20 protein-coding genes are annotated in these 21,681 nt (G+C 63.2%); 10 read left to right on the forward strand and 10 right to left on the reverse strand.

Going from position 1 to position 21,681, the window contains the following annotated elements; all coding sequences use genetic code 11:
• Positions 1–226 precede the first annotated feature (226 nt).
• Both QZ656_RS01320 and QZ656_RS01325 read left to right on the forward strand, forming a co-directional pair.
• Entirely contained in the window at positions 227–1,345 is a 1,119-nt protein-coding gene (locus tag QZ656_RS01320; protein ID WP_291991685.1) for a toll/interleukin-1 receptor domain-containing protein, read from the forward strand.
• 259 nt (positions 1,346–1,604) lie between these two features.
• Positions 1,605–1,940 (forward strand): hypothetical protein, encoded by a 336-nt coding sequence (locus QZ656_RS01325; protein ID WP_291991686.1) that lies wholly within the window; start codon positions 1,605–1,607, stop codon positions 1,938–1,940.
• 378 nt (positions 1,941–2,318) lie between these two features.
• On the opposite strand, the gene istB is transcribed toward QZ656_RS01325, so the two are convergent.
• The 4 genes from istB to QZ656_RS01345 all read right to left on the reverse strand — a co-directional run bounded on the left by istB (position 2,319) and on the right by QZ656_RS01345 (position 5,985).
• Entirely contained in the window at positions 2,319–3,149 is an 831-nt protein-coding gene (gene istB, locus QZ656_RS01330; RefSeq protein ID WP_291991687.1) for an IS21-like element helper ATPase IstB, read from the reverse strand.
• The gene (gene istA / locus QZ656_RS01335; protein WP_291991688.1) at positions 3,133–4,566 is read right to left on the reverse strand and encodes an IS21 family transposase; all 1,434 of its coding nucleotides are present in this window, start codon (positions 4,564–4,566) and stop codon (positions 3,133–3,135) included. The genes istB and istA overlap by 17 nt, the downstream gene beginning before the upstream one ends.
• On the reverse strand, positions 4,472–5,467 hold the full coding sequence (locus tag QZ656_RS01340; RefSeq protein ID WP_291991689.1) for a ParB/RepB/Spo0J family partition protein: 996 nt from the start codon (positions 5,465–5,467) through the stop codon (positions 4,472–4,474). Before QZ656_RS01340 ends, istA begins: the two co-directional genes overlap by 95 nt.
• An 86-nt stretch (positions 5,468–5,553) precedes the next feature.
• Entirely contained in the window at positions 5,554–5,985 is a 432-nt protein-coding gene (locus QZ656_RS01345; RefSeq protein ID WP_291991690.1) for a hypothetical protein, read from the reverse strand.
• Between the two features lie 498 nt (positions 5,986–6,483).
• On the opposite strand from QZ656_RS01345, the gene QZ656_RS01350 reads away from it, so the two are divergent.
• The 6 genes from QZ656_RS01350 (at position 6,484) to gshA (ending at position 12,150) form a co-directional block, all read left to right on the forward strand.
• Positions 6,484–6,969, forward strand: coding sequence for a DMT family transporter (locus tag QZ656_RS01350; protein WP_291991691.1), 486 nt, complete (start codon positions 6,484–6,486; stop codon positions 6,967–6,969).
• 488 nt (positions 6,970–7,457) lie between these two features.
• Positions 7,458–8,882 (forward strand): AAA family ATPase, encoded by a 1,425-nt coding sequence (locus QZ656_RS01355; protein WP_291991692.1) that lies wholly within the window; start codon positions 7,458–7,460, stop codon positions 8,880–8,882.
• A gap of 5 nt (positions 8,883–8,887) precedes the next feature.
• Complete coding sequence (locus QZ656_RS01360; RefSeq protein WP_291991693.1) at positions 8,888–9,571, forward strand: retron system putative HNH endonuclease; 684 nt, start codon at positions 8,888–8,890, stop codon at positions 9,569–9,571.
• Positions 9,572–9,574: 3 nt separating this feature from the next.
• A complete protein-coding gene (locus QZ656_RS24010; protein WP_366522071.1) occupies positions 9,575–9,721 on the forward strand; it encodes a DUF1156 domain-containing protein in 147 nt (48 codons plus the stop codon).
• Between the two features lie 278 nt (positions 9,722–9,999).
• Positions 10,000–10,248, forward strand: coding sequence for a DMT family transporter (locus QZ656_RS01365; RefSeq protein ID WP_291991694.1), 249 nt, complete (start codon positions 10,000–10,002; stop codon positions 10,246–10,248).
• A gap of 339 nt (positions 10,249–10,587) precedes the next feature.
• Positions 10,588–12,150, forward strand: a complete 1,563-nt coding sequence (gshA, locus tag QZ656_RS01370) for a glutamate--cysteine ligase (RefSeq protein WP_291991695.1) — start codon at positions 10,588–10,590, stop codon at positions 12,148–12,150.
• Positions 12,151–13,974: 1,824 nt separating this feature from the next.
• On the opposite strand, the gene QZ656_RS01375 is transcribed toward gshA, so the two are convergent.
• The 4 genes from QZ656_RS01375 to amrB are packed head-to-tail and all read right to left on the reverse strand — an operon-like array spanning position 13,975 to position 17,123.
• Positions 13,975–14,667 (reverse strand): hypothetical protein, encoded by a 693-nt coding sequence (locus QZ656_RS01375; protein ID WP_291991696.1) that lies wholly within the window; start codon positions 14,665–14,667, stop codon positions 13,975–13,977.
• Positions 14,664–15,773: an AmmeMemoRadiSam system radical SAM enzyme gene (gene amrS, locus QZ656_RS01380; RefSeq protein ID WP_291991697.1), complete on the reverse strand. Its 1,110-nt coding sequence runs from the start codon at positions 15,771–15,773 to the stop codon at positions 14,664–14,666. Before amrS ends, QZ656_RS01375 begins: the two co-directional genes overlap by 4 nt.
• Positions 15,758–16,306 (reverse strand): AmmeMemoRadiSam system protein A, encoded by a 549-nt coding sequence (gene amrA / locus QZ656_RS01385; RefSeq protein ID WP_291991698.1) that lies wholly within the window; start codon positions 16,304–16,306, stop codon positions 15,758–15,760. The genes amrS and amrA overlap by 16 nt, the downstream gene beginning before the upstream one ends.
• Positions 16,296–17,123 (reverse strand): AmmeMemoRadiSam system protein B, encoded by an 828-nt coding sequence (gene amrB, locus QZ656_RS01390; RefSeq protein ID WP_291991699.1) that lies wholly within the window; start codon positions 17,121–17,123, stop codon positions 16,296–16,298. Before amrB ends, amrA begins: the two co-directional genes overlap by 11 nt.
• A gap of 124 nt (positions 17,124–17,247) precedes the next feature.
• On the opposite strand from amrB, the gene ispD reads away from it, so the two are divergent.
• Positions 17,248–17,940, forward strand: a complete 693-nt coding sequence (gene ispD / locus QZ656_RS01395) for a 2-C-methyl-D-erythritol 4-phosphate cytidylyltransferase (RefSeq protein ID WP_291991700.1) — start codon at positions 17,248–17,250, stop codon at positions 17,938–17,940.
• On the forward strand, positions 17,937–18,416 hold the full coding sequence (gene ispF, locus QZ656_RS01400; RefSeq protein ID WP_291991701.1) for a 2-C-methyl-D-erythritol 2,4-cyclodiphosphate synthase: 480 nt from the start codon (positions 17,937–17,939) through the stop codon (positions 18,414–18,416). Before ispD ends, ispF begins: the two co-directional genes overlap by 4 nt.
• 835 nt (positions 18,417–19,251) lie before the next feature.
• Here ispF and QZ656_RS01405 read toward each other — a convergent pair.
• Positions 19,252–20,343 carry a TIR domain-containing protein gene (locus tag QZ656_RS01405; protein ID WP_291991702.1) on the reverse strand — a complete coding sequence of 364 codons (1,092 nt, stop codon included), beginning with the start codon at positions 20,341–20,343 and terminating at the stop codon, positions 19,252–19,254.
• Between the two features lie 101 nt (positions 20,344–20,444).
• Positions 20,445–21,386, reverse strand: coding sequence for an N-acetylmuramoyl-L-alanine amidase (locus tag QZ656_RS01410; RefSeq protein WP_291991703.1), 942 nt, complete (start codon positions 21,384–21,386; stop codon positions 20,445–20,447).
• Positions 21,387–21,681 lie beyond the last annotated feature (295 nt).

Consider the following 21,681-nt stretch of genomic DNA (forward strand, 5'->3'; position numbering starts at 1 on the left):
TTCCAAAGCGATAATAATTGGCATGCCGATTGAGATTATTTCCAGCAACTCATGCCGTTCGGATTGTCGCTCGAAATAAATCATCTATATGCAACCACTTGGTCAAGATGATTACTTCACAAGTGCTTTTTGCCATCCTGAATTCCCATTCATTGAACACGTCGCCGGATTGTGCGACAGTTTTGTCGTTTACTACTAAGCTTCATAATTCCCCACGAGGATTTCCATGCCCAAGAAAGTGCTTCTCGTTGGCTGCAAATACACAGGAGCCCCCATCCCTGACACGGCGATCGATGTCCTTGGACTTGTACGACCCAGAATCGACAAAGACAGGGCTGCTTACGCATTGTATGAGTACGACCTAATCATCATCAATCCTGAAAGTTACTCGCATTTTATTTTTGGAGTCCCAACAGAGCACTCGATCTCCGACAACGAGTTGTGGGACTTGAAAGCCGAGAACAACAACTACGATCTGGATACCGCCTTCGACTCTTCTGACCGTACCGACGAGCTATCGGCAGCAATTGAGCAGGGCACACGAGTAATTTGGCTTCTCGCTACGCAGAAGCACATCAAGTTCTTCGGACTTCGCAGCGTTTTCAGTGGCTATGCGAATGCAACTGCCAAGAAGTTGGTGGAGTCCGGAATCCTTCGCGAAAAGAAGTCCCGCCGCCTTTCCACTACCCCGGATGTCAGAGAGTTCAAGCTGTATTTCGAGCGGTTGCAGACCGATGGATGGAGGCTCTGCCTCTCCGATCACCAAGACATACTTGAGCCGTTTGCATTGTCGCCTGAGGGATACTGCCTTGGCGGTCGCGTGAAGGTTAGCGCTGCTTTCGCCTGGCTCTTGACGCCGCCGACAAGTCAGGATGCTATGAACATTCTTATCTGCTGCGCACTAGGCCTGGAAGCGGTTCATGTTGCTTCGCCGCCATATTACGGGATATTTCTTAGTCATACAGCCGCAGATAAGCCGTTTGTCCGGGAGCTGAAGAGCCGACTCGAAGCCAAGGGAGTAAAAGATGTGTGGCTGGACGAAGCTGAAATCCTTGTCGGGGACTCTCTGACCAAGAAGATCCAGGAGGGGCTGGAGAAAACCAAGTACATCGGGGTTGTTCTCTCGCCTCGATCCATTAAATCAGCATGGGTCGAAAAAGAATTGGAGATTGCAATCAATCGCGAGATTTCGACGGGCGAAGTTGCCGTGCTTCCACTCCTGTACGAGAAGTGCGAACTTCCGGCGTTCCTCGTGGGGAAGATGTATGCAGACTTCACCTCTCCAGCCGAGTACGACGAGAGCCTCGAAAAATTGCTACGGCGACTTAAGGCTGAGAAAATCTAACGCGAAGGTTGAACGACCGCTTTTCAAAAGCCTGAACGGCAGCAACGGGTCGTCAACGGCCATTCGGAAACACAAGAAGCGGCCCTTCGTCATCGCGGAGCCTCAATAAGCTTTTCCAGTAGCGGCTTGCGACCCAGGAGAGTTGCTCCGAGGTTTTATCAGAATGGCCGCTCTACCGTGATAAGCATCCAGTCAGTTGATGCGCCCCATAATCGCCATCATTGTTATCTGACACCCTTGAATCAGGAATCCCCTTCGTATGACTCCGTCTGTCCGTGGTTTGATGTTGGGCGCTCTTGGCGTGCTTATTTTCAGCCTCACCATGCCGATCACAAAAATTGCACTTTCTGGTGACGTGATGTCTGCATGGTTTGTCTGGGCCGGTCGTGCGGTGTTGGCAGCATTCGCTGGAATTGCTTATTTGCTTCTAACGAAGAGGAAGCTGCCGCCGCGTGCGGCTTGGTGGCCTTTGATTGGCACGGCGGCGGGCGTTGTCTTTGGCCCTCGACGCTCACGAAACCTGACCCTTTTTCGCTCACTGGAACGGATCCAGGAGATGCGCAGGAGTCGGCCATCTGCGCGATGCCGGCAGTGATCGAATGAGGTTTTGTGGCGGCGCGGCGGCGCGGCGGCGCGGCGGTGCGGCGACACGCTTGGTCCGACGGGGATTTTTTTGAGGGTAAATGGATGCGCTCGGCGCGTGCGGCAGGGAAGCCTCGGAGCTGGGTCAAGGGCAGGCGGCGGCTTTTTGCCGCCTGGCGAAGCCTCCCTTGACGCAGCGGAGGGGCGCGAGACTGAGGGGTGGCAGTAAGCGCGGCAGTATCGTGCTTACTGCCTTGGAGACGGGTGTTTGCGTGGATCGAATTCGCGCCGATCGCCGTTTCAGCTACAGACCATCGTGGCCCTCCCGGCGCGCGAGCGGGCGACCAGCTCAGCCGCTGGCGAGCGAGCCAGTGCACACGCCGCCGCGCCTTCAGGACGCTGCGGACTCGTCCGTTGGGGCGACGTTCCTCGACGCCGAGCCTTTCGCCGTCGCTACCGAGGCCGCCGTCGTGATCGTCGGGGCGCTTCCTGGTTCGCTGCGCAGAGAAGGTCCGCTCAAGCGCAGGATGATGCAACGATGCTGAAGTCGGTCGAGCAGCGCATCGACGAGCGGCTTCCTCTGGAACAACTCGTACCAGTCGGGCAGATCGAGATTCGTCGTGATCAGCGTTGACAGCCCCAGGCTATAGCGCTGATCCATCAGGCGGAAGAAGGCGTTGACCTGTTCCGGCTTCAGGTTGAGGTAGCCCAGCTCATCGATGGCGATCAGCGGCATGCGGCACAGCTGGTTGAGCAGCGCCACCGTCGAACGATCGGCAAGCGAGGCATACAAAGCGTCGAGCAAAGCCTGCGCGGTGTAGAAGCGCGCGCGATAACCGTTCAGACACGCCTCGCGAAGCAATCCCACCGCGATCCCGGACTTGCCGGTTCCCGGCGGACCGATCAACAACACGTTCTCGCCCCGGCGCAGGAATTCCAGTCCGGCCAGCGCCATCACCTGCGCCTTGTTCACGCTCGGCTGCCGCGCAAAAGGAAACGACTGCAAGGTCCACGGCCAAGGCAAATGCGCCTGGCTCAGGCGATAAGCCAGACTCTTCTCACGTCGGGCCGCGTCTTCCGCGCCGAGTAGACGGAAGAGCACCTCCGGAACCGGCGTCCCCTGGCGCTCGGCCAAATCGAGCTCCTCATCGAGCACCGCCGCCATCCCCGACCAGCGCATCTGCCCAAGCAAAGCCTTCAGACGCTCACGCATCATCATCATCAGCTCCATCGTCGAGATTGAAGAACTCCCCCGCCACCTGCTGCAGGATCATGTGCTCCAGGCGACCCATGTCGAACAGACCGAACTGCAGCGCCTGTGCCACGGCCGCCAGCAAAGGCTCCTGCGGATAGGTCCGCTTGAAGTCCAGCAAGCGGCGCAAAGGTCGTACCCCCCGGCCATGCGCCTGCCGAACCAGCGCCGCCACGTACGCATCGAGCAGCGGGTCGTGCCCCTGCAGCAAAATCGCCTCGCGCGGCGGCGTGCGCGGCCGCGGCTGCGGGGTCGGGTGATGCCCAGGAAGCTTCTGCTTCGTATCGCGCACGCCAAGCAGGCGGGTATGCACCGCGAGCAGCCGATCACCCCGGCAGACCCTGACCTCGGTGGCATACAGATAGACGCTCAGCGCCTGGCCCACCCAGCGTTCGGGCACTGAATAGCGATTCGTCTCAAGCGACACGAAACCTTGCAGATCGACCACCCGCTCGACGACTTGATAGACCGGCGGCAGCACCGCCGGCAGCGGCTGCAGGCAAGGCCTCTCGACGGCGTAGGCGGCGTTCGGCGCCACCCCCAGAGCGCGCTTCGGTTTGGCATTGGCGACGTTCTCGCACCAGGCCAGCACCTGCGCGTTCAGGTCGGCGAAATCGCGAAACGTCCGGCCGGCCAGGAAATTGCCTTCGATCCAGGAAAAAGGTCTTTCAATCCTCCCCTTGCGATCAGGTTTGTTCACCGCGTGCGCGCGGAAAGCGAAGCCCAGCGTACGTGCCAGGGCGACCATCTCGGGCGCAAACACGGCCTCGTCGCCGGCCCCGGCGACGACGATCACGCTGGTATTGTCGATGACGCAGGTCGGGCAGCTGCCGGCCATGAAACGGACGGCTTCGAGCAGGAACTGCTTGGCTTCGAAACGCGTGAAACGCGGAAAGTACTGAACGAAGAGCCGCCGCGAATACGCCAGGATCAGTGACGCGCATTGCGCCGTCAGCGGCTTGCCGGCCAGGATCACGCGATGCGGCGAGGTGTCGTGCTGCATCTCCTGGCCTGGGGCGAAGTAATATTCGCCGGCGCGTTTCGGCGGCGTGCGCAGATCGGCTTCGCGGATCCAGCGGGTCAGCGTGCTGTAGCCCGGACGAAGGTCCATCTCCGCCGCCAGCATCTCCTGGATCCGCACCCCATTGCCGCGCGCGCGCTCGAAGGCCGAGACCAGCCACAGCCGAACCGGCGCTGGGCACGCAACCGGCGCCGGGCACGCGGCTTGCCGCGCACCCTCTGCGGTATCGGGCGGAGCCGCCACGGGCGAGCGCAAGATACGGCGAACGGTGTTACGCGAGAGCTTCAAGAGCCGGCTGATCTCGCGCAGCGCCAGACCTTGCTGATGCAGGGTCTGCACGGCTTGATAAATCTCGGGCGATTTCATGGGGGCATACTTTCCTCAGGTGGCACTGAAGAGACGCCAGCGCCAATTGCAAAGCGCCGACCGCGGCGGTGACGGCGGGCGGCAGCTCCGCTGGCGAGGGCGCCAGGGCGAACAAACGCCGAGTCAAGCGGGCGCCCACCGCGTCGAGAATGCGGATGTCGGCCAGGACTTCGCCTTCCGGACCCTCGCGCAGGCTCTCGGCGCTCTTCTCGTCGGCTTTGGCGGTCAGCGAATTGAGCAACAGTTGCGGCGCCTCGACCATCCGCTCGCGCACCGTCCGCGAAGCGCCTTGATAGTGCGCGAACCAGGTCGCCAGCTGCCGGGTCGTCAGCGGCGTCGTGTGCAAACTCTCCAGTAGCTGTTCGGCATGGGTGTTGTTGGCGCGCGCCAACGGGCCGAGAATCCGCACCGCCGCCCAGGTCGAGACCTTTCCCTGGCGTATCGCCGTCAACACCGCATCCGAGAGGACCGTCACAAGTTGCAGGCGGCGACTGACCCAGCTCACGTCGCGGCCGCAGCGGCGGGCGATTTCATGCTGGCTCAGGGGGCCGCTGGCGATCAGTTCGCGCAGCAGCAGCGCTTCTTCGATCGGCGCAAACGCGCGGCTGCGGGTTCGTGCCAACACGCCCAGCAGGCCTTGCACCGGATCGCCGTCCCAGCATTCGACCTCGGCCGTATCCCGGCCGAGTTGCCGCAACGCGGCGACGCGTCGATAGCCGTCGAGCAGGATCGCCGAGTTGCCCTCGCCGGCGACCGCGATGCACGGGACGAGCTGGCCGTTGACCGCGATCGACTGGGCCAGACGCGTGATGGCCGCCGTATCCAGCACGCGAAGCTCGGCGTAGCGCAACTCCAGGCGGTGCAAATCCAGAGTCTGAGCCGTAGCGGCCGTGTGATCCATGCGCTTGACCTCCTATGGCATCCAGCCTAGCGAGGCGACCGCCGCAAGGCGATCGAGTCCTCTCTTTGCAAGCCGCGGCAGGGGCCTCAGGGCGAGGCGCAAGCGGCTGAAATAACGGTGATTTCGACCATCCACGCGTCCATCTTTGCAAACGACGCGTCCACCACCGGTGACAAACGGTAAGTGCCTGAGCGCAGCGGGATTTCCGGCTTTGACGCGTCCATCTTTGCAACGCCGGCCGGGGTGGGCGCGCGTTCCCGCTGCCGAGCCCGATTGCGTGCGACGTACTCCGGATGCTGCTCTCGATACGCCCGCCAGTAGTCGGGGTGACGCTCCGCCCAGGCCTTCTGCGCACGCTTCTGGTTATCGCGATAGTCGGGATCGTTCTGGCGCTTGGCCGCCTGCCAACGCCGTCGCCGTTCGCGCTGGCAGGCGGCGGCCGAACAGAAGCATTGGTCGGGGTTCTGCGGACGCGGCCGAAACGGCTGATGACACGCCTCGCACTGTCGGAATTCCATGACGGTTTCTCCCCACACGACGTCGTGCGGGAAGAATGGGCCTGGCCGGGCTTCCTGTCGCGCTGCCGGAGATCTGGCGAGGCCTGACCGCAACCTGGCGGCGGTCGGACTGCACTGACGCGGCGAGCTTGGCGAAGGGGCTCGACCGCGCGATCAGAAGGTCGGGCAGGCGGAGCGACGCGCGCTGCCGCGTTGCCAACGGGCGTGGCCTGCCGAACCAAGCTTGGGGAGTTACGAAGTTCGCTTCCCGGGAACCACTACGGGCCTCAACACGGGCTCAATGGGTCACGCTTGATGGGTCAGCTTTGGTGAGCAAAGGCGGGTCAGTTCCGGGGAGCGTCAAGGTTTGGCTGGCCTTTGCTCAATTCGATTGCGCTGCAATGGGTGTCGTCGAGCCACTCAGCGCTGATCAATGGCATTCTTCCTCTGGCCACCGCCGTTATCGGTGCGACGCTGAACCGTGAACGCTTGCCAGGCGCTTTCTGGGCGTGTGCGGTGGTGGGCACTTGTCTGGTCTGCGGCTACGCCTGGGTTCATGCCTCGGGAGCATTGCACACCCCTGATGCGTTGCTGCTCCTGGGGGTTTTGCTCGGCGGGCTGGGTTATGCTTGTGGCGCCATCGCCACGAAGTACATCAGCGGTCCGGAAGTGATTTCCTGGGCGCTGATCATGGGCTTGCCAGTGACGCTGCCGTTTATGCTGTACGTCAGCCCGCCTGGCCTGGCCGCGGTGTCCGTGAGCGGCTGGCTGGCTTTGGTTTATCTGGGATTGATGAGTCAATGGATCGGCTTCTTTTTCTGGTATCGCGGATTGCGCATCGGCGGTATTGCCAAAGTCAGTCAGGTGCAGTTGGTGCAACTGTTCCTGACGCTGGGATTTTCTGCCTTAATACTGGGCGAAGCTATCGAGCCGATGATGCTGCTTGTTGCCGTGCTTACCGTTGGCCTGATCTTTCTGGGTAGACGTGCCAGCAGCAGCCGGTAAATGCCTGCTTCAATGCCTGCAGCGCCGGATGTGTTCAGGGATCGCGGCGTGCGACGAGGTCGAAGCAAGCATTGGTCGTGCGGCGTGAGGAATGGTCCCCGTCAGCCTTCATGAAGGCATGGATTTAAGTGCTGCATATACTCATGGTATGCTCCGCCGAGCAATTCAAAGGAGAGGTCACGGCGGTGTAAATCTCGTGGTCGCCAAGCGACGTAGGGGGGCCACGGTCCAGCTTCCCGCCGACACGGCAGACGACCGCGCGATGGCAGGCGCTGAGCACGCGTCTTGCCGGCCCGTGACCGTTGTACTGCGCGTGCCAATTTACGGAAAGGGACACGGCCGATGTTGAAGTTCACCCGGGGCATCCCGCCGGGGTCAGGTCTTGACTTTTGCCCAGGGCACGGGGAAAGACCTGAGCTCCAAGAAGTCCGTATCAACCTTGATCTAAACGAATTGATGGCGAAAGCAACGACGCCAAAGGAGCTCCAGTGAAACTTACGAAATTAAACCTAGACAATTTTCGCTGCTTTGAGCATCTGGAAATGGATTTGCACCCTGAGTTGACCGTACTCGTCGCCGAAAACGGTCAAGGAAAATCATCCGTGCTCGATGCACTTAGGATTAGCCTCTGGCCGTTCATCAGCAGCTTTGACCTTGCAAGAAATGCGTTTAATGATCCCGGCAATGCCATCGCTATCGACGATGTGCGGCTCATAAACCTGGAAAGCGGGGATATGGCGCGCCAGCTTCCGTCGCGCATCGCCATGACTGGTGACTTCGGCGTAGGTCACGAAAAGACCTGGATTCGCTATCGTGACAAAGAGGCGAAGCTAACCAAGACAAAGGACGACGGCGACACCGGATTTATGCGGAAATGGGCTTCGGTCATTCAATCTCAGATTCGCGACCCGAATAAGCCAACCCTTGACCTACCAGTGTTCGGATACTACGGAACAGGTCGCCTCTGGGCTCAGAAAAAACTGACCGAAACCAGTCGCGGCAAGGACGACACGCGCGAGACAGACTTTTATGTCCGCACCTTTGCATACCTCAACTGCCTTGATCCAGCTTCGTCTTACAAGCACTTTCAGGAATGGTTTATTCTCGCGAGCCAGATCTATTGGGAAGCCGTGATGAAACACCTTGAAGGCAAAGGGCCGGAAAGCGCTGTTAAGTCTGCCGAAGAGCCCTTCCAGGTAGTTCGGCAAGCCATAGATTCCCTGTTGCGGCTTAGCACTGGCTGGCACAACCTTGAATACAGCCATAGTCATGAGAAATCCCTGATTCTCCATCATGGGCAGCACGGCACGCTCAAGGTGGAGGTGCTTAGCGATGGAATTCGAAGCGTGTTGGCGATGATTGGTGACATTGCCTACCGTGCCTACAAACTTAACCCGCATCTAAAAGCGGAAGCTGCGCGCGAGGCTCGTGGTGTTGTGCTGATCGACGAAATCGAAATGCACTTGCACCCCTCATGGCAACAGCGTGTGCTTGGGCAGTTACGAGAGGTTTTCCCGAATATCCAATTCGTTGTCACCACTCATAGCCCGCAAGTACTTACCAGCGTTGATGCCTCTTGTGTACGCTTGCTCAGGGAGGAAATCGATCCAGAAACTGGTGCGCGAAAAACACTCGTGAAACCGGTAGTTATGCAAACGAAAGGTGTCGCAAGTTCCGATGTGCTCACCCAAATCATGGGTGTTAGTCCGACTCCACCGGTGGAGGAGGCTGGTTGGTTTACTGAATACACAGCCAAAATCGAGAACGGCACGTATGAAGATGCAGATGGTTTGACCTTGCGGCAAAAACTAGAAGTCCATTTTGGCTTGCAGCATCCCCTCATGCTAGATGCGGACAGGCTGATTCGCTTTCAGGCATTCAAGCTGCGCAAGAAATCGACGCCACAGGACTGATCGCCATGCACAAACTGGATCGCTCTGGCGTCGCAGCACCAGATTGCCTGGATGGCTATGACTACAAAACCCAGACTTGGGATGACTTTGGTAATGAATGCAAGAAATTGCTTCGTGCCGCACTGGTTCAAATGCAAGGGAGTCCAGGTGTTACGACAGAAGACGCGTCCGAATATGGCGTCCGCTGCGCCTATTGCGAAGGCCAAATTTTCCATGAAGGACATATCGAGCACTTCCGTCGCAAAAACCTGAAGCACCATCCCGAACTGACTTTTGATTGGCATAACCTTTTTCTTGCCTGTGGCTCCAAGTGGCATTGCGGTCACTACAAGGATCGCAAATCGGCTCCGCCGTACGACCCTGAGCAGCTCATCAAACCTGATGAACACGACCCGGAGGACTATCTCTACTTCCATTCATCGGGCGAAGTCCGTGTCCGGGATCAGTTGAGTGCCGCAGACAAACTCCGGGCTGACGCGACAATTCGAGTCTTTGGTTTGGATAACCAGACACTTGCCGGCAAACGAGCGCGGGCGGTCTCCAAATTCCGGCAGATGAAGTCTGAGGATTTTGAAGAGATCGCTTCGTGGGGCGATTTTGATCGACGGAAATACTTCGAGGGTGAAATCGAAGCTACTCGGTGGGAGCCCTATGCCACCACTATCAAACACTTTTTACAGCGCACCTAACTAATGTCAGCCACCGCCATCAAAACTCCGAAAAAACTCATTGAAGTTGTGCTTCCGCTCGACGTAATCAAGGTCGCCTCCGCACGCGAAAAATCCATTCGTCACGGCCACCCGAGCACGCGGCCACCGCCGTTATCGGTGCGACGCTGAACCGTGAACGCTTGCCAGGCGCTTTCTGGGCGTGTGCGCTAGTGGGCACTTGTCTGGTCTGCGGCTACGCCTGGGTTCATGCCTCGGGAGCATTGCACACCCCTGATGCGCTACTGCTGCTGGGGGTTTTGCTCGGCGGGCTGGGTTATGCCTGTGGCGCCATCGCCACGAAGTACATCAGCGCTCCGGAAGTGATTTCCTGGGCGCTGATTATGGGTTTACCAGTGACGTTGCCGTTTATGCTTTAGGTAAGCCCGCTTAGCCTGGCCGCGGTTCCCGTGAGCGGCTGGCTGGCTTTGGTTTATCTGGGATTGATGAGTCAATGGATTGGCTTTTTTTTCTGGTATCGCGGATTGCGCATCGGCGGTATTGCCAAAGTCAGTCAGGTGCAGTTGGTGCAACTGTTCCTGACGCTGGGATTTTCTGCCTTATTACTGGGCGAAGCTATCGAGCCGATGATGCTGCTTGTTGCCGTGCTTACCGTTAGCCTGATCTTTCTGGGCAGACGTGCCAGCAGCAGCCGGTAAATGCCTGCTTCAATGCCTGCAGCGCCGGATGTGTTCAGGCATGGCGGTGTGCGAAGAGGTCAAAGCAAGCATTGGTCGTGCGGCGTGAGGAATGGTCCCCGTCAGCCTTCATCAAGGCATGGATTTAAGTGCTGCATATACTCATGGTATGCTCCGCCGAGAAATTCAAAGGAGCGGTCTCGGCGGTGTAAATCTCGTGGCCGCCAAGCGACGTGGGGGCCACGGTCCAGCTTCCAGCCGAGACGACAGACGACCGCGCGATGGCCGGTGCTGAGCACCCGTCTTGCCGGCCCGAGACCGTTGTACTGCGCGTGCCAATTTACGGAAAGGACACGGCCGATGTTGAAGTTCACCTGTTGCGACGAGATCCGGCATTTCTTCTCGCCAAAGCACGCGCAGGTCTTGCGCGGTATCACGCGCGGCTACGAGCGCGAATGCTTGCGCGTGGACGCCAACGGCCAGCTGGCGCAGACGCCTCACCCGCTGGCGCTGGGCTCGAAATTGACGCAGCCGTGGATTACCACCGACTATGCCGAGGCGCTGCTGGAGTTCATCACGCCGCCGTCGCAAGACCCGGAATTCCCCCTGGCTTTCCTGCGCGACATCCACCGCTTCACGGCCCGGCAGTTGCGCGACGAAGTCATGTGGGCAGGCTCGATGCCCTGCATCGTCGGTGACGACAAGAACATCGCCATTGCCAACTACGGCAGCTCCAACTCGGCGAAGATGAAGGGCGTCTATCGCGAAGGTCTGGGCCTTCGCTATGGCCGCCACATGCAGACGATTGCCGGCGCCCACTACAACTGGTCGCTGCCTGACGAGTTCTGGGTGATCTTGCAAGACTGCTGCTCGGTAAGGGGCAGCCGGCAGGACTTCGTCAGCGCGCGCTATTTCGGATTGATTCGCAATTTTCTGCGCTTCGGCTGGTTGATTCCCTACCTGTTTGGCGCCTCGCCGGCGATCTGTCAATCCTTCCTGCAAGGCCGCGGCTCAGACCTCCAGGAGCTCGTTCCCGGGACGCGTTTCCGCCCCTACGCGACCAGCCTGCGCATGAGCGATCTGGGCTATCAGAACCGCGCGCAGGATCAGCTGCACGTCAGTTTCAATTCGCTGGCCGAGTACACGCAGGCGTTGGAGACGGCGATTCGTACGCCTGATCCCTTGTACCAGGAGCTGGGCGTTCGCGACGGCGACAACTGGCAGCAGCTCAACGCCAACCTGCTGCAAATCGAGAACGAATTCTATGCCGGCATCCGCCCCAAGCGCGTTGGCAAGGCGGGTGAGCGCCCGGCGCTGGCCTTGAAGAAGTACGGTGTCGAATACCTGGAGCTGCGGCTTTTTGACCTGAACCCCTTCGTGGACATCGGTATTGCCCCCGAGCAAAGCACCTTTGCCGACATCCTGTTGCTGATGTGCCTCTTTCGTCAGAGCCCGCCGATCAGCGCTCGCGAGCAGGGAGAGAACGATGAAAACCTGGCGCGGATCGTCAACCGGGGTCGCCAGCCCGACCTGAACCTGCTGGTGCACAACCGCAAACAGGCGTTCCGACCGATCGCGCACGCGCTCTTCGACGACATGCAGCCTTTTGCCCAGATCCTCGATTCGGCCTACGCGGGCAATCACTACAGCACGACTCTGGCCAGCCTGCGCACGCGCATTGATCACCCGGAGAGCACGCCGTCGGCGCAGGTGCTGGCGGCCGCGCGGGAGCACAAGGGCTACTTCAAATACGCCATGCAGCAGTCCCGGCAACACCACGAGAGCTTGCTGGCGCAGCCGCTCGACGCGGCGACTCTGGCCAGGTTCGAGGCCAGCGTTGCCGCCTCCCTGGTCGAGCAACAGCGATTGGAGTCGCTGCCGCAGGGGCGATTTGAAGACTACGTGGCGAGTTACTACGCATGAGACTCGCGCCCCTGGCAAAGTCCCGGGGTGCTTCTTCGTTGGTGACGCGGCAGTAATGAATAAGTTAGACGGTGGAACTGGATTGCCGCGTCGGCTTTGCCTCCTCGCAATGACGGTGGTGGAGCGCTGCTACGTTCACCGTGCGCCCGGGTCTGACCTCGACGGCGTCGGAGCGCTGTTACGTCCGCCGCTTTCTGGGGTCTGACGGCGCCAGCGATTTCCTCGCGATGCGCCTGCCCCACGCCGCGTCATTGCGAGGAGGCGCAGCCGACGTGGTAATCCAGGAATTTTTCTGCTGGCGTTGGCGATGCGGCGGCCGTGAAGAAGTGAGAGCTTGGAGCTGGATTGCCGCGTCGGCTTTGCCTCCTCGCAATGACGGTGGGGGAGCGCTGCTACGTTCACCGTGCGCCCGGGTCTGACCTCGACGGCGTCGGAGCGCTGTTACGTCCGCCGCTTTCTGAGGTCTGACGGCGCCAGCGATTTCCTCGCGATGCGCCTGCCCCACGCCGCGTCATTGCGAGGAGGCGCAGCCGACGTGGCAATCCAGGAATTTTTCTGCTGGCGTTGGCGATGCGGCGGCCGTGAAGAAGTGAGAGCTTGGAACTGGATTGCCGCGTCGGCTTTGCCTCCTCGCAATGACGGTGGGGGAGCGCTGCTACGTCCACCGTGCGCCCGGGTCTGACCTCGACGGCGTCGGAGCGCTGTTACGTCCGCCGCTTTCTGAGGTCTGACGGCGCCAGCGATTTTCTCGCGATGCGCCTGCCCCGCGCCGCGTCATTGCGAGGAGGCGCAGCCGACGTGGCAATCCATAGGGCTGTCTCCCGGCGTTGGCGATGCGGCGGCCGTGAAGAAGTGAGAGCTTGGAGCTGGATTGCCGCGTCGGCTTTGCCTCCTCGCAATGACGGTGGTGGGAGCGCTGTGACGTCCACCGTGCGCCCGGGTCTGACCTCGACGGCGTCGGAGCGCTGTTGCGTCCGCCGCTTTCTGAGGTCTGACGGCGCGAGCGATTTCCTCGCGATGCGCCTGCCCCACGCCGCGTCATTGCGAGGAGGCGTAGCCGACGTGGCAATCCAGAGATTTTTCTGCTGGCGTTGGCGATGCGGCGGCCGTGAAGAAGTGAGAGCTTGGAACTGGATTGCCGCGTCGGCTTTGCCTCCTCGCAATGACGGTGGTGGAGTGCTGTGACGTCCGCGGCTCGCCCGGGTCTGACCTCGACGGCGTCGGAGCGCTGTTACGTCCGCCGCTTTCTGGGGTCTGACGGCGCCAGCGATTTCCTCGCGATGCGCCTGCCCCACGCCGCGTCATTGCGAGGAGGCGCAGCCGACGTGGCAATCCATAGAGCTGTCTCCCGGCGTTGGCGATGCGGCGGCCGTGAAGAAGTGAGAGCTTGGAGCTGGATTGCCGCGTCGGCTTTGCCTCCTCGCAATGACGGTGGGGGGAGCGCTGTGACGTCCACCGTGCGCCCGGGTCTGACCTCGACGGCGCGAGTGCTTTCCTCGTGATGCGCCTGGCACGCGCCGCGTCATTGCGAGGAGGCGTAGCCGACGTGGCAATCCAGGGAGCTGTCTCCCGGCGTTGGCGATGCGGCGGCCGTCAAGAAGTGAGAGCTTGGAACTGGATTGCCGCGTCGGCTTTGCCTCCTCGCAATGACGGTGGTGGGGCGCTGTTACGCTCGCCGCTTGCCCGGGTCTGACCTCGACGGTGCGAGTGCTTTCCTCGTGATGACGGTGGTGGGGGTGGGTGAGCGCGGGCCGGGTGGCTGGATGTTGTCCGCGCCGCGCACGCGGGTGCCGCCCGATTTAGCCCCGCCCTTAAAGCCCTCGCTCAGACCAGGCCGCTAGCCACTCGCGTGGCTGCTGCTGGCAGGTGGCGCACGAACCACTGCGCACTTTCGCGAGCCACCCGCGCGAAGCCGCTGGTCGAGTCGGCTGCCTCGGCGCTTGCCGGCAGCAGCTTGAGCTCCTTGGCGCCGGCCACTTCGCGCAGCGCTCGTTGGTTGCTCGCGGCAATTCCTGGCTCGTCGGCGTCGAGCAGCACCAGCAGCGCTGCGCTTAGCGACTGCAGGTAGAGCATGCCGGCGAGGTCGATCAGGCCACCGCGGCAGACCAGCGCGTAGATGTCGCGGTCGCGGATCGCCGCGGCGCGGACGACGACCGGCGAGCAGTCGCCGGCGGCGCAGAGGCCGATCGCCAGCGTCGGCAGTTCTGCGGTGAGCATCCGTTGCTTGATCCGCGTCAGGGTGTCGAGCAGACGATTGGCGAGCAGCGAGACGTTGTGGTGCTTGTCGGCGAAGCGTTCCTCGCGGGCGCTCAGCAGGTCGAGCGTCAGCGTCGCGAAGCCGGCGTGGCGGAGGATGACGGCCAGCGCGTCGTCACGGTTGTCGGGACTTGGACCGGCGTGGCAAAGGAGTATCAGCGCGGTGGCGCGTGCGGGCGGCGTCGCTTGCTCCGGCAGCGGCGCGTCGCTACCGTCGATGGCGATCGTCGTGCCGCTCGGAAAAACGATCGGCTCGCTCAAGGACGGAGCAGCCTGACGGGTACGCGACGTGGCCCGAAGGGCTTGCCGAAGCGCGCGAAGTGGCCGGCGATCGGCGTCGCACAGTGCGGGCAGCGACCGTCGCTCGGCAGGTCGTGGTGGCGGATGTGGTACCAGTCGCGCTCGATCAGCGCCGCCTGGCAGCTCGGGCAGAAGGTCGTGCCGCCCTCGGTGTCATGAACGTTGCCGGTATAGACGTAGTGCAGGCCGGCGTCGAGGGCGATGCGCCGCGCTTGTGTCAGCGTCGACGCCGGTGTCGGCGGTAGCTCGCTCATTTTCCAGTCGGGGTGGAAGGCGGTGAAGTGCAGCGGCACGTCGGGCCCGAGTTCGCGCGCCACCCACTCGGCGAGCGCCTTGACCTCGGCCGCCGAGTCGTTACGGCCGGGGATCAGCAGCGTCGTGATTTCGAGCCAGCAGCTGGTTTCGTGGTGGATGTAGGCGAGCGTGTCGAGGACGGTTTGCAGGTGGCCGCCGCAGAGCTTGAAGTAGAAGTCGTCGGTGAAGGCCTTGAGATCGACGTTGGCGCCGTCCATGACCGCGAAGAACTCGCGCGCCGGCGCCGGATAGATGTAGCCGGCGGTCACCGCGACGGTGCGGATGTCGAGCGCGCGGCAGGCGATGGCGGTGTCGATCGCGTATTCGGCGAAGACCACCGGGTCGTTGTAGGTGAAGGCCACCGACTGCGCGCCGTAGGCGGCGGCGGCCTCGGCGATTCCTTGCGGGCTGGCGGCGTCGAGCAGGCGGTCCATGTCTTTCGACTTCGAGATGTCCCAGTTCTGGCAGAACTTGCACGCCAGGTTGCAGCCGGCGGTGCCGAAGGAGAGGATCGCCGAGCCCGGGTAGAAGTGGTTCAGCGGCTTTTTCTCGATCGGGTCGATGCAGAAACCCGACGAACGGCCGTAGGTGGTGAGCACCATTTGGCCATCGATGTTCTGGCGAACGAAGCACGCGCCGCGTTGGCCGGCGTGCAGCTTGCAGTCGCGCGGGCAGAGGTCGCACTGAATCCGATCGTCGGCGATGGCGTGCCACCAGCGACCGGGGTGCGTCGATTCGGGGGTTTTCGGCGAGTCGTTCAGCTCTCTTGCCATTTTCGTACTCCATAACGCGCGAGTGTCAGTTGTTCGTCCCAGAAGTCGGCGGGCAGGCCGGCCTTGATCTTGAGTTGGCTCATGAACTGCTGCGGATCGCTCAGCGATTCCCAGACCTGCGGCAGAAAGGTCGCGCGCTGCCGGCCATAGGAGACGATCAGGCCATCGATGCCGGGGCGCAGGCGCGCCAGCGCGTCGGCTTCGCTGGCCACCGGGAAGGGCTCGGCGGGCGTCAGCAGTGAGACTTCGACGCGCGTGCGCGATAGCTCCGACGCCCTCAGGGGTGCGAAGCGCGGGTCGCTATAGGCCGCGGCGACGGCGTTTTTGGCGACGTCGACGGCCAGTGGCCGATGCGCTTCGAGGCTGCCGATGCAGCCACGCAGGCGGCCATTCTGCGTCAGCGTGACGAAAGTCGCGCCGGGCTCGGCGAGTTCGGGAGCCGCGTCGACGGCCAGCGCGGCGACGCCGAAGCGCTCGCCGATGGCGTTGCGCGCGCTGCGCAGCAGCGCCTTGCCGAGGCGATCAGTGGACATCGCTGTGCGCCGCGCTGAAGGTGAAAGCGCCGTAGCCGACGACGCGCGACTTGTCGCCGGCGGTGTCGCCCGAGTTGCGCAGGTCGACCAGTCGCGCGTGCAAGCCGTGCCGCTGCGCGGCTAGCAACAAGCCGTTGACCGGTGTCGCGCCGCAAGCCTGTTGATGGTCGATGTGTGGCTCGAGCGCGACGATGCGCCGGGCGGTCGCGGCGTCGGTCCGGCAGGCGACGGGGTAGGGCAGGTAATGCGAAAGGTCGGAGCTGATCACGATCAGCGTCTCGTCGCCGCCCCACAGAAGTTCGAGGACTTCGGCGACCTGCTTCGCCGAGGCGTCGCCGACGGCCAGCGGCAGCAGCGTGAAGTGCTCGAGGACGGTTTGCAGAAACGGCAGTTGCACCTCCAGCGAGTGTTCCAGGGCGTGCGCCGCGTCGCTGACAACGACTTGCGGCAAGTGTTCGATGGCGGCGACTGCCACGGCGTCGACCGGTACGACGCCGAGTGGCGTGGCGAAGGCGCGCGTCGACGGCAGCGCCAGGCCAGCGACCGCGACGCGGTGCGTCGGGCCGAGCAGGATGACGCGGCGGACGGTGTCGCGCAGCGCCAGCAGCGGCGCGTAGACGCTGGCGGCGATCGGGCCCGAATAGATGTAGCCGGCGTGCGGCGCGATGATCGCCTTGGCGCGCCGGCCTGCTGCCGGTGCCGCGTCGTTGAGCAGGCGGAGGACGTCGCGCGCGAGAACGCTGGCCGCGCCGGCATAGAAGGCGCCGGCGACGGCCGGCGGACGAATGTTTGCGGTGGCTGGTGTCGAGTGGTTCATGTGCGCGATCCTCGATCGGTTAAGCGTCGTGCCGCGGCGGGAGCAGCGCGGCGACGGGGGCGCTGGCGTACGGCCGCTGCGCTCATTTCGTCTTTCCCCTGCCGTATTTCGTTAAAATTACGCCATGCTACGCCACTACGCAATCGTCCCCGCCGCCGGCAGCGGATCGCGCTTCGGCGGCGAGACGCCAAAGCAGTACCAGGCTCTCGCCGGCCGTCCTTTGATCTACTACAGCCTCGCCGCCTTGTGCCGCTGTCAGCGCATCGAGCGCGTCTGGGTGGTTCTCTCGCCCGACGATAGATGGTGGCGGCAACACGACTGGACAAGCCTTGGCCACAAGCTGGAGACCGTTTTCTGTGGCGGCAGCAGCCGCTCCGCAAGCGTCGCCAACGCGCTGAGCGCCGCGGCAACCGCGGTCGATGACGACGATTGGGTGCTGGTGCACGACGCCGCGCGGCCGTGTCTGTCGCAGGCGAATCTGACGACGCTGTGCGACGAGCTGGCCGACGATCCGGTCGGCGGCCTGCTCGCCGTGCCGCTCGCCGATACCCTGAAGCGCGCCGACGAGCACTTGCGCGTCGCGCGCACCGAGTCGCGCGATGGCTTGTGGCAGGCGCAAACGCCGCAGATGTTTCGTTATGGCTTGCTGACGCGAGTGCTCGCCGAACACGCCGACGGCACCGACGAAGCGTCGGCGGTCGAGGCTGCCGGTTTCCGGCCGCGGCTGGTGCGCGGTGACGCCAGCAACTTCAAGGTCACCTATCCGGCTGACCTGCTGCTCGCCGAACTGATCCTGAAGGGACGGGTCGAGCCATGATGCGCATCGGACAGGGTTGCGACATTCACGCGCTGGTTCCCGGCCGCAAGATGATCCTCGGCGGCGTCGACATCGCGCATACGACCGGTCTGCTGGGCCATTCGGACGCCGATGCCTTGCTGCACGCGATCACCGATGCCTTGCTCGGCGCCGCCGCGCTCGGCGATATCGGCCGCCACTTTCCCGATAGCGACCCGCGCTATCGCGGCGCCGACAGCCGGCTGTTGCTGCGCGCCACCGTCGCGCTGCTGAACAGGGCCGGCTGGCAAGTGGGCAACGTAGATGCGACGATCATCGCGCAGGCGCCCAAGCTGGCGGCGTATCTGCCGCAGATGGCAATCAATATCGCCGAGGACCTGCAGGTTCCCAGCAGCTGCGTCAACGTCAAGGCCAAGACCGCTGAACGGCTGGGCTTCGTCGGCCGCGGCGAGGGCATCGCCACCGAGGCCGTGGTCTTGATCAGGCACGTCGATTGAGTCCTGAATCCGGCGCGTCGATTGGCGCTGGCGCGGGAGCAGCAATGCATGGACGCCAATCGCCAGCGCCTGAGCCGTAACAAGCTCGACAGCCAAAGGCCTGGATTGCCGCGTCGGCTGCGCCTCCTCGCAATGACGCGTCGGTGGTGTAGTGCTGCGGCACACTTGTCGAGACTTTCGGCGCGCACACCGGAAAGCCGCGTGCAAGCCCAGCGCCAGCTACCCCCTCCCGCGCCCGGCACCGTCATTGCGAGGAGGCGCAGCCGACGCGGCAATCCAGCTGCCATCGTTCGAAGAAACAGACAACAGGAACGCCAGTCAGGCTGTTTTGGCGATCGCCTTGTCCGCGCGCCGGGCTGCTGCGACTACTAACTTGCCGGCACATCGCCAACAGCGAAAGGTCTGGATTGCCGCGTCGGCTACGCCTCCTCGCAATGACGCGTCGGTGGGTGTAGTGCTGCGGCACACTTGTCGAGACTTTCGGCAGGGCACACCGGAAAGCCGGGTGCAAGCCCAGCGCCAGCTACCCCGTCCCGCGCCCGGCACCGTCATTGCGAGGAGGCGCAGCCGACGCGGCAATCCAGCTGCCATTGTTCGAAGAAACAGGAAACAGGAAACAGGCAACAGGCAACAGGCAACAGGAACGCCAATCAGGCTGTTTTGGCGATCGCCTTGTCCGCGCGCGGGGCTGCTGCGACTACTAACTTGCCGGCGCATCGCCAATAGCGCGACAGGCCTGGATTGCCGCGTCGGCTACGCCTCCTCGCAATGACGAGCGGGCCGAGGCGCTTGCAGCGAGGCTGCCCCGCTTACTTGGCCTTCTCGGCCCGTGCGGTCACTTGGCCTTCGCCGTCTGCACCAAACGCAGCGGCCGTTCAGCCTGCTTGCTGTTCAACCACAGGCTGCCGGTCATGGTCGTGCCGTCGGCGCTGAGCGTGGCGTGCAGATTGCCGGTATCGACCAGGGTGTCGCCGGGACTGCTGACGATTTGCAGGGCGACGTCGATCACCAGGTCGTCACCCGGCAGGCTGCTGGCGCTTCCCTTGCCGCGGTAGCTGACGAAGTCGAGGTCGCTGCCAAAACGCTCGCGCCAGAAGCGCCGGTAGTCGGCCCAGTCGGCACGCTGGGCGATCGACAGCGGCCGACTGTTCAGTTCGAGGTCTTGGCCCGAATGACGTAGCGCCAGATCGAGTTGCTCGTCGGCGCCGAGCGTCGCCAGCCAGCGGCCGCTGACGTTGCCGGCGTCATTGGCAGCGGGCGGTGCCGTTTTGTTTGGCGCGGCCGGCTCGTGCGGCGCGGCCGGCGGTCGCTGCAGCGCGTAGCCGCCAACGCCGATGGCGAGCAGCGTGGCCGCGGCGGCGGCTGGCAGCAGCCAGCGCGGCCGCCGTGAACTCGGCGGAGCAGGGGGTGCAGTGGCCGGCGGCGGTGCGCCGGTGTTTGACTGCGGCAGTTGCCGCGTTGGGACGATTCCCAGCGCACGCAGGTCAGCAAGCAGTCGCAGGATGTCGTGCGACCAGTCGTAGGCGCGCAGCGGTCGCCAGGTGAACTCGCCGATGCGGTCGAAGGGTGCCGGCAGATCGGTCGCCGGTGGTGGCGCATCGACGCCGTCGCAGAGCAAGGGGATGATGTGCGCGCCGCCGGCCAGCGCGTCGCTCAGCTCGCGTCGGACCGGGTCTTCGGGATCGGCGATACGCAGGCATCCGGCATGATCGGCGGCGGCCAGCAGCTGTGGCGTCAGCAGGAGGAGGAGGACCGGCCTGGCCTGCATCGTCCGGGCGATTTCGTCGCGCCAGCGGATGCCGGCGCGCAGGTCATCCTTGTCGAGAAAAACCTCCTCGTCGCCGAACACGGCGCCGAGGTCGCGCGCCAGTGCGGTCGCCTTGTCGCGGCCGTCGGAGCTGCGATAGCTGATGAACAGCTGCGCCACGGGCTGGCCGTTCGCCCTTGCCGCTCAGCGCCCGCGCCGGACTGCAGGGTGCCGGCCGGCCTGGCGCCGGGCACGCTGCAGCGGCCGCGAGTGGCGGCGGCTCACCGCCGCCCTTTTTTCTCGGCCTTGCGCTTGCCGCCGCGCTTTTTCAGACTGGTTGGCGCAAAGCCTCGGTCGGTGGTCGCCGGGCCGGCGACGGTAAAGCGCGGCACGGCGGCGTCGCGGCTGTCGCCGACCGGCGCGATGTAGGCGTTGCTGACCCAGCCCTCGACCTCGGGATCGGCGATGACCTCGATCAGGCTCCAGCGATCACGCGCTTCCAGGAGCAGTACTTCGCTGCCGTTCTTGAGTGCCGCGGCGGCGCGCGGGTAGCTGCCATCGGGACCCTGGCGGATGTTCAGGCTGCTGGCGGTGACCACGTAGCGGGGCGGTTCGTCGTGCTCGCGACCGAGCACGCGGCTGCGCACGGCCGCCAACGGAAACGCCGGACCCGGGTCGACCTTGCGCGTCGGCGCGATGTCTTCGTGACCGAGGACGTCTTGCAGGCCGTAATGGTCGACCAGCAGGTCGGCGAGTTCGATCGCACGTTCGATCTGCGCCTCGGAATACGCGTGCCAGGGTGACTCCGGGCCGCCGTTACGATGCGCGGCGAGCACCACTTCGTCGTCGGGATAGACCTTGGCGAACCACGCCTGGTACTGGCTGCCAACCTTCTTCAGCAAGCCGGCGTTGTCCATTTCGATGCCGATCGAGTGCGAATTGAGGCCCACCAGCCCGGCCCACTGGCTGACGCCGGCGTGCCAGGTGACGACGTTGAACGGCGCCAACTGAACGATTCGCCCGTCGCGCCCGAGAACGATGTGCGCTGACGCGTTGCCGTGCGGCTTGCGGGTGCACAGCGATTCGACCGAGCTCTCGAGCGAGCGGCCGGCGGTGTAGTGCAGGATCAGGTAGCTGGGCGCCATGACGCCGCCACAGTTTGGCGTGTCGCGATGGCTGACCTGGTCGCCGACCAGTTTATGGTTTTCGATTTTCAGAGTCATGGGCGTTCTCCGGGTGTTGGTCTAGGGCCGAAAACGACGTGGCGGTCGGGCGCCAGTGCTGGCACGCCCGCGCCTTGTCGCGTCTCTTGAGCATCGTAGCGTTGAATCCTAGCACCATCGTTGATCGCCAAGCCGACTTTACTGAGCGGCCCACCTTGTGTGGCGGTGCTCGTGACGGTGACCGCTGCCGGCTGTGGCGAGGCGCTCGGTTGTTGGCAAAAAAAGCTTGCGCGGCGTCGTGCAGCGCAGGTGCGCGGGCGCGCACAATGCGCTAGACTCGCCGCTGATCTGAAGT

The organism is Candidatus Accumulibacter sp. ACC003 (assembly GCF_907163085.1).
In the GTDB taxonomy this organism is placed as follows: Bacteria; Pseudomonadota; Gammaproteobacteria; order Burkholderiales; family Rhodocyclaceae; genus Accumulibacter.

Excerpts from the sequence above, each read along its gene's own strand:
- QZ656_RS01320 (WP_291991685.1), top strand. The coding sequence starts at position 227 with ATGCCCAAGAAAGTGCTTCTCGTTGGCTGCAAATACACAGGAGCCCCC.
- ispF (WP_291991701.1), top strand. The coding sequence starts at position 17,937 with ATGATGCGCATCGGACAGGGTTGCGACATTCACGCGCTGGTTCCCGGC.
- gshA (WP_291991695.1), top strand. The coding sequence starts at position 10,588 with ATGTTGAAGTTCACCTGTTGCGACGAGATCCGGCATTTCTTCTCGCCA.
- ispD (WP_291991700.1), top strand. The coding sequence starts at position 17,248 with ATGCTACGCCACTACGCAATCGTCCCCGCCGCCGGCAGCGGATCGCGC.
- QZ656_RS01325 (WP_291991686.1), top strand. The coding sequence starts at position 1,605 with ATGACTCCGTCTGTCCGTGGTTTGATGTTGGGCGCTCTTGGCGTGCTT.
- amrA (WP_291991698.1), bottom strand. The coding sequence starts at position 16,306 with ATGTCCACTGATCGCCTCGGCAAGGCGCTGCTGCGCAGCGCGCGCAAC.
- QZ656_RS24010 (WP_366522071.1), top strand. The coding sequence starts at position 9,575 with ATGTCAGCCACCGCCATCAAAACTCCGAAAAAACTCATTGAAGTTGTG.
- amrS (WP_291991697.1), bottom strand. The coding sequence starts at position 15,773 with ATGGCAAGAGAGCTGAACGACTCGCCGAAAACCCCCGAATCGACGCAC.
- QZ656_RS01345 (WP_291991690.1), bottom strand. The coding sequence starts at position 5,985 with ATGGAATTCCGACAGTGCGAGGCGTGTCATCAGCCGTTTCGGCCGCGT.
- amrB (WP_291991699.1), bottom strand. The coding sequence starts at position 17,123 with ATGAACCACTCGACACCAGCCACCGCAAACATTCGTCCGCCGGCCGTC.
- QZ656_RS01360 (WP_291991693.1), top strand. The coding sequence starts at position 8,888 with ATGCACAAACTGGATCGCTCTGGCGTCGCAGCACCAGATTGCCTGGAT.
- QZ656_RS01340 (WP_291991689.1), bottom strand. The coding sequence starts at position 5,467 with ATGGATCACACGGCCGCTACGGCTCAGACTCTGGATTTGCACCGCCTG.
- istA (WP_291991688.1), bottom strand. The coding sequence starts at position 4,566 with ATGAAATCGCCCGAGATTTATCAAGCCGTGCAGACCCTGCATCAGCAA.
- QZ656_RS01410 (WP_291991703.1), bottom strand. The coding sequence starts at position 21,386 with ATGACTCTGAAAATCGAAAACCATAAACTGGTCGGCGACCAGGTCAGC.
- istB (WP_291991687.1), bottom strand. The coding sequence starts at position 3,149 with ATGATGATGATGCGTGAGCGTCTGAAGGCTTTGCTTGGGCAGATGCGC.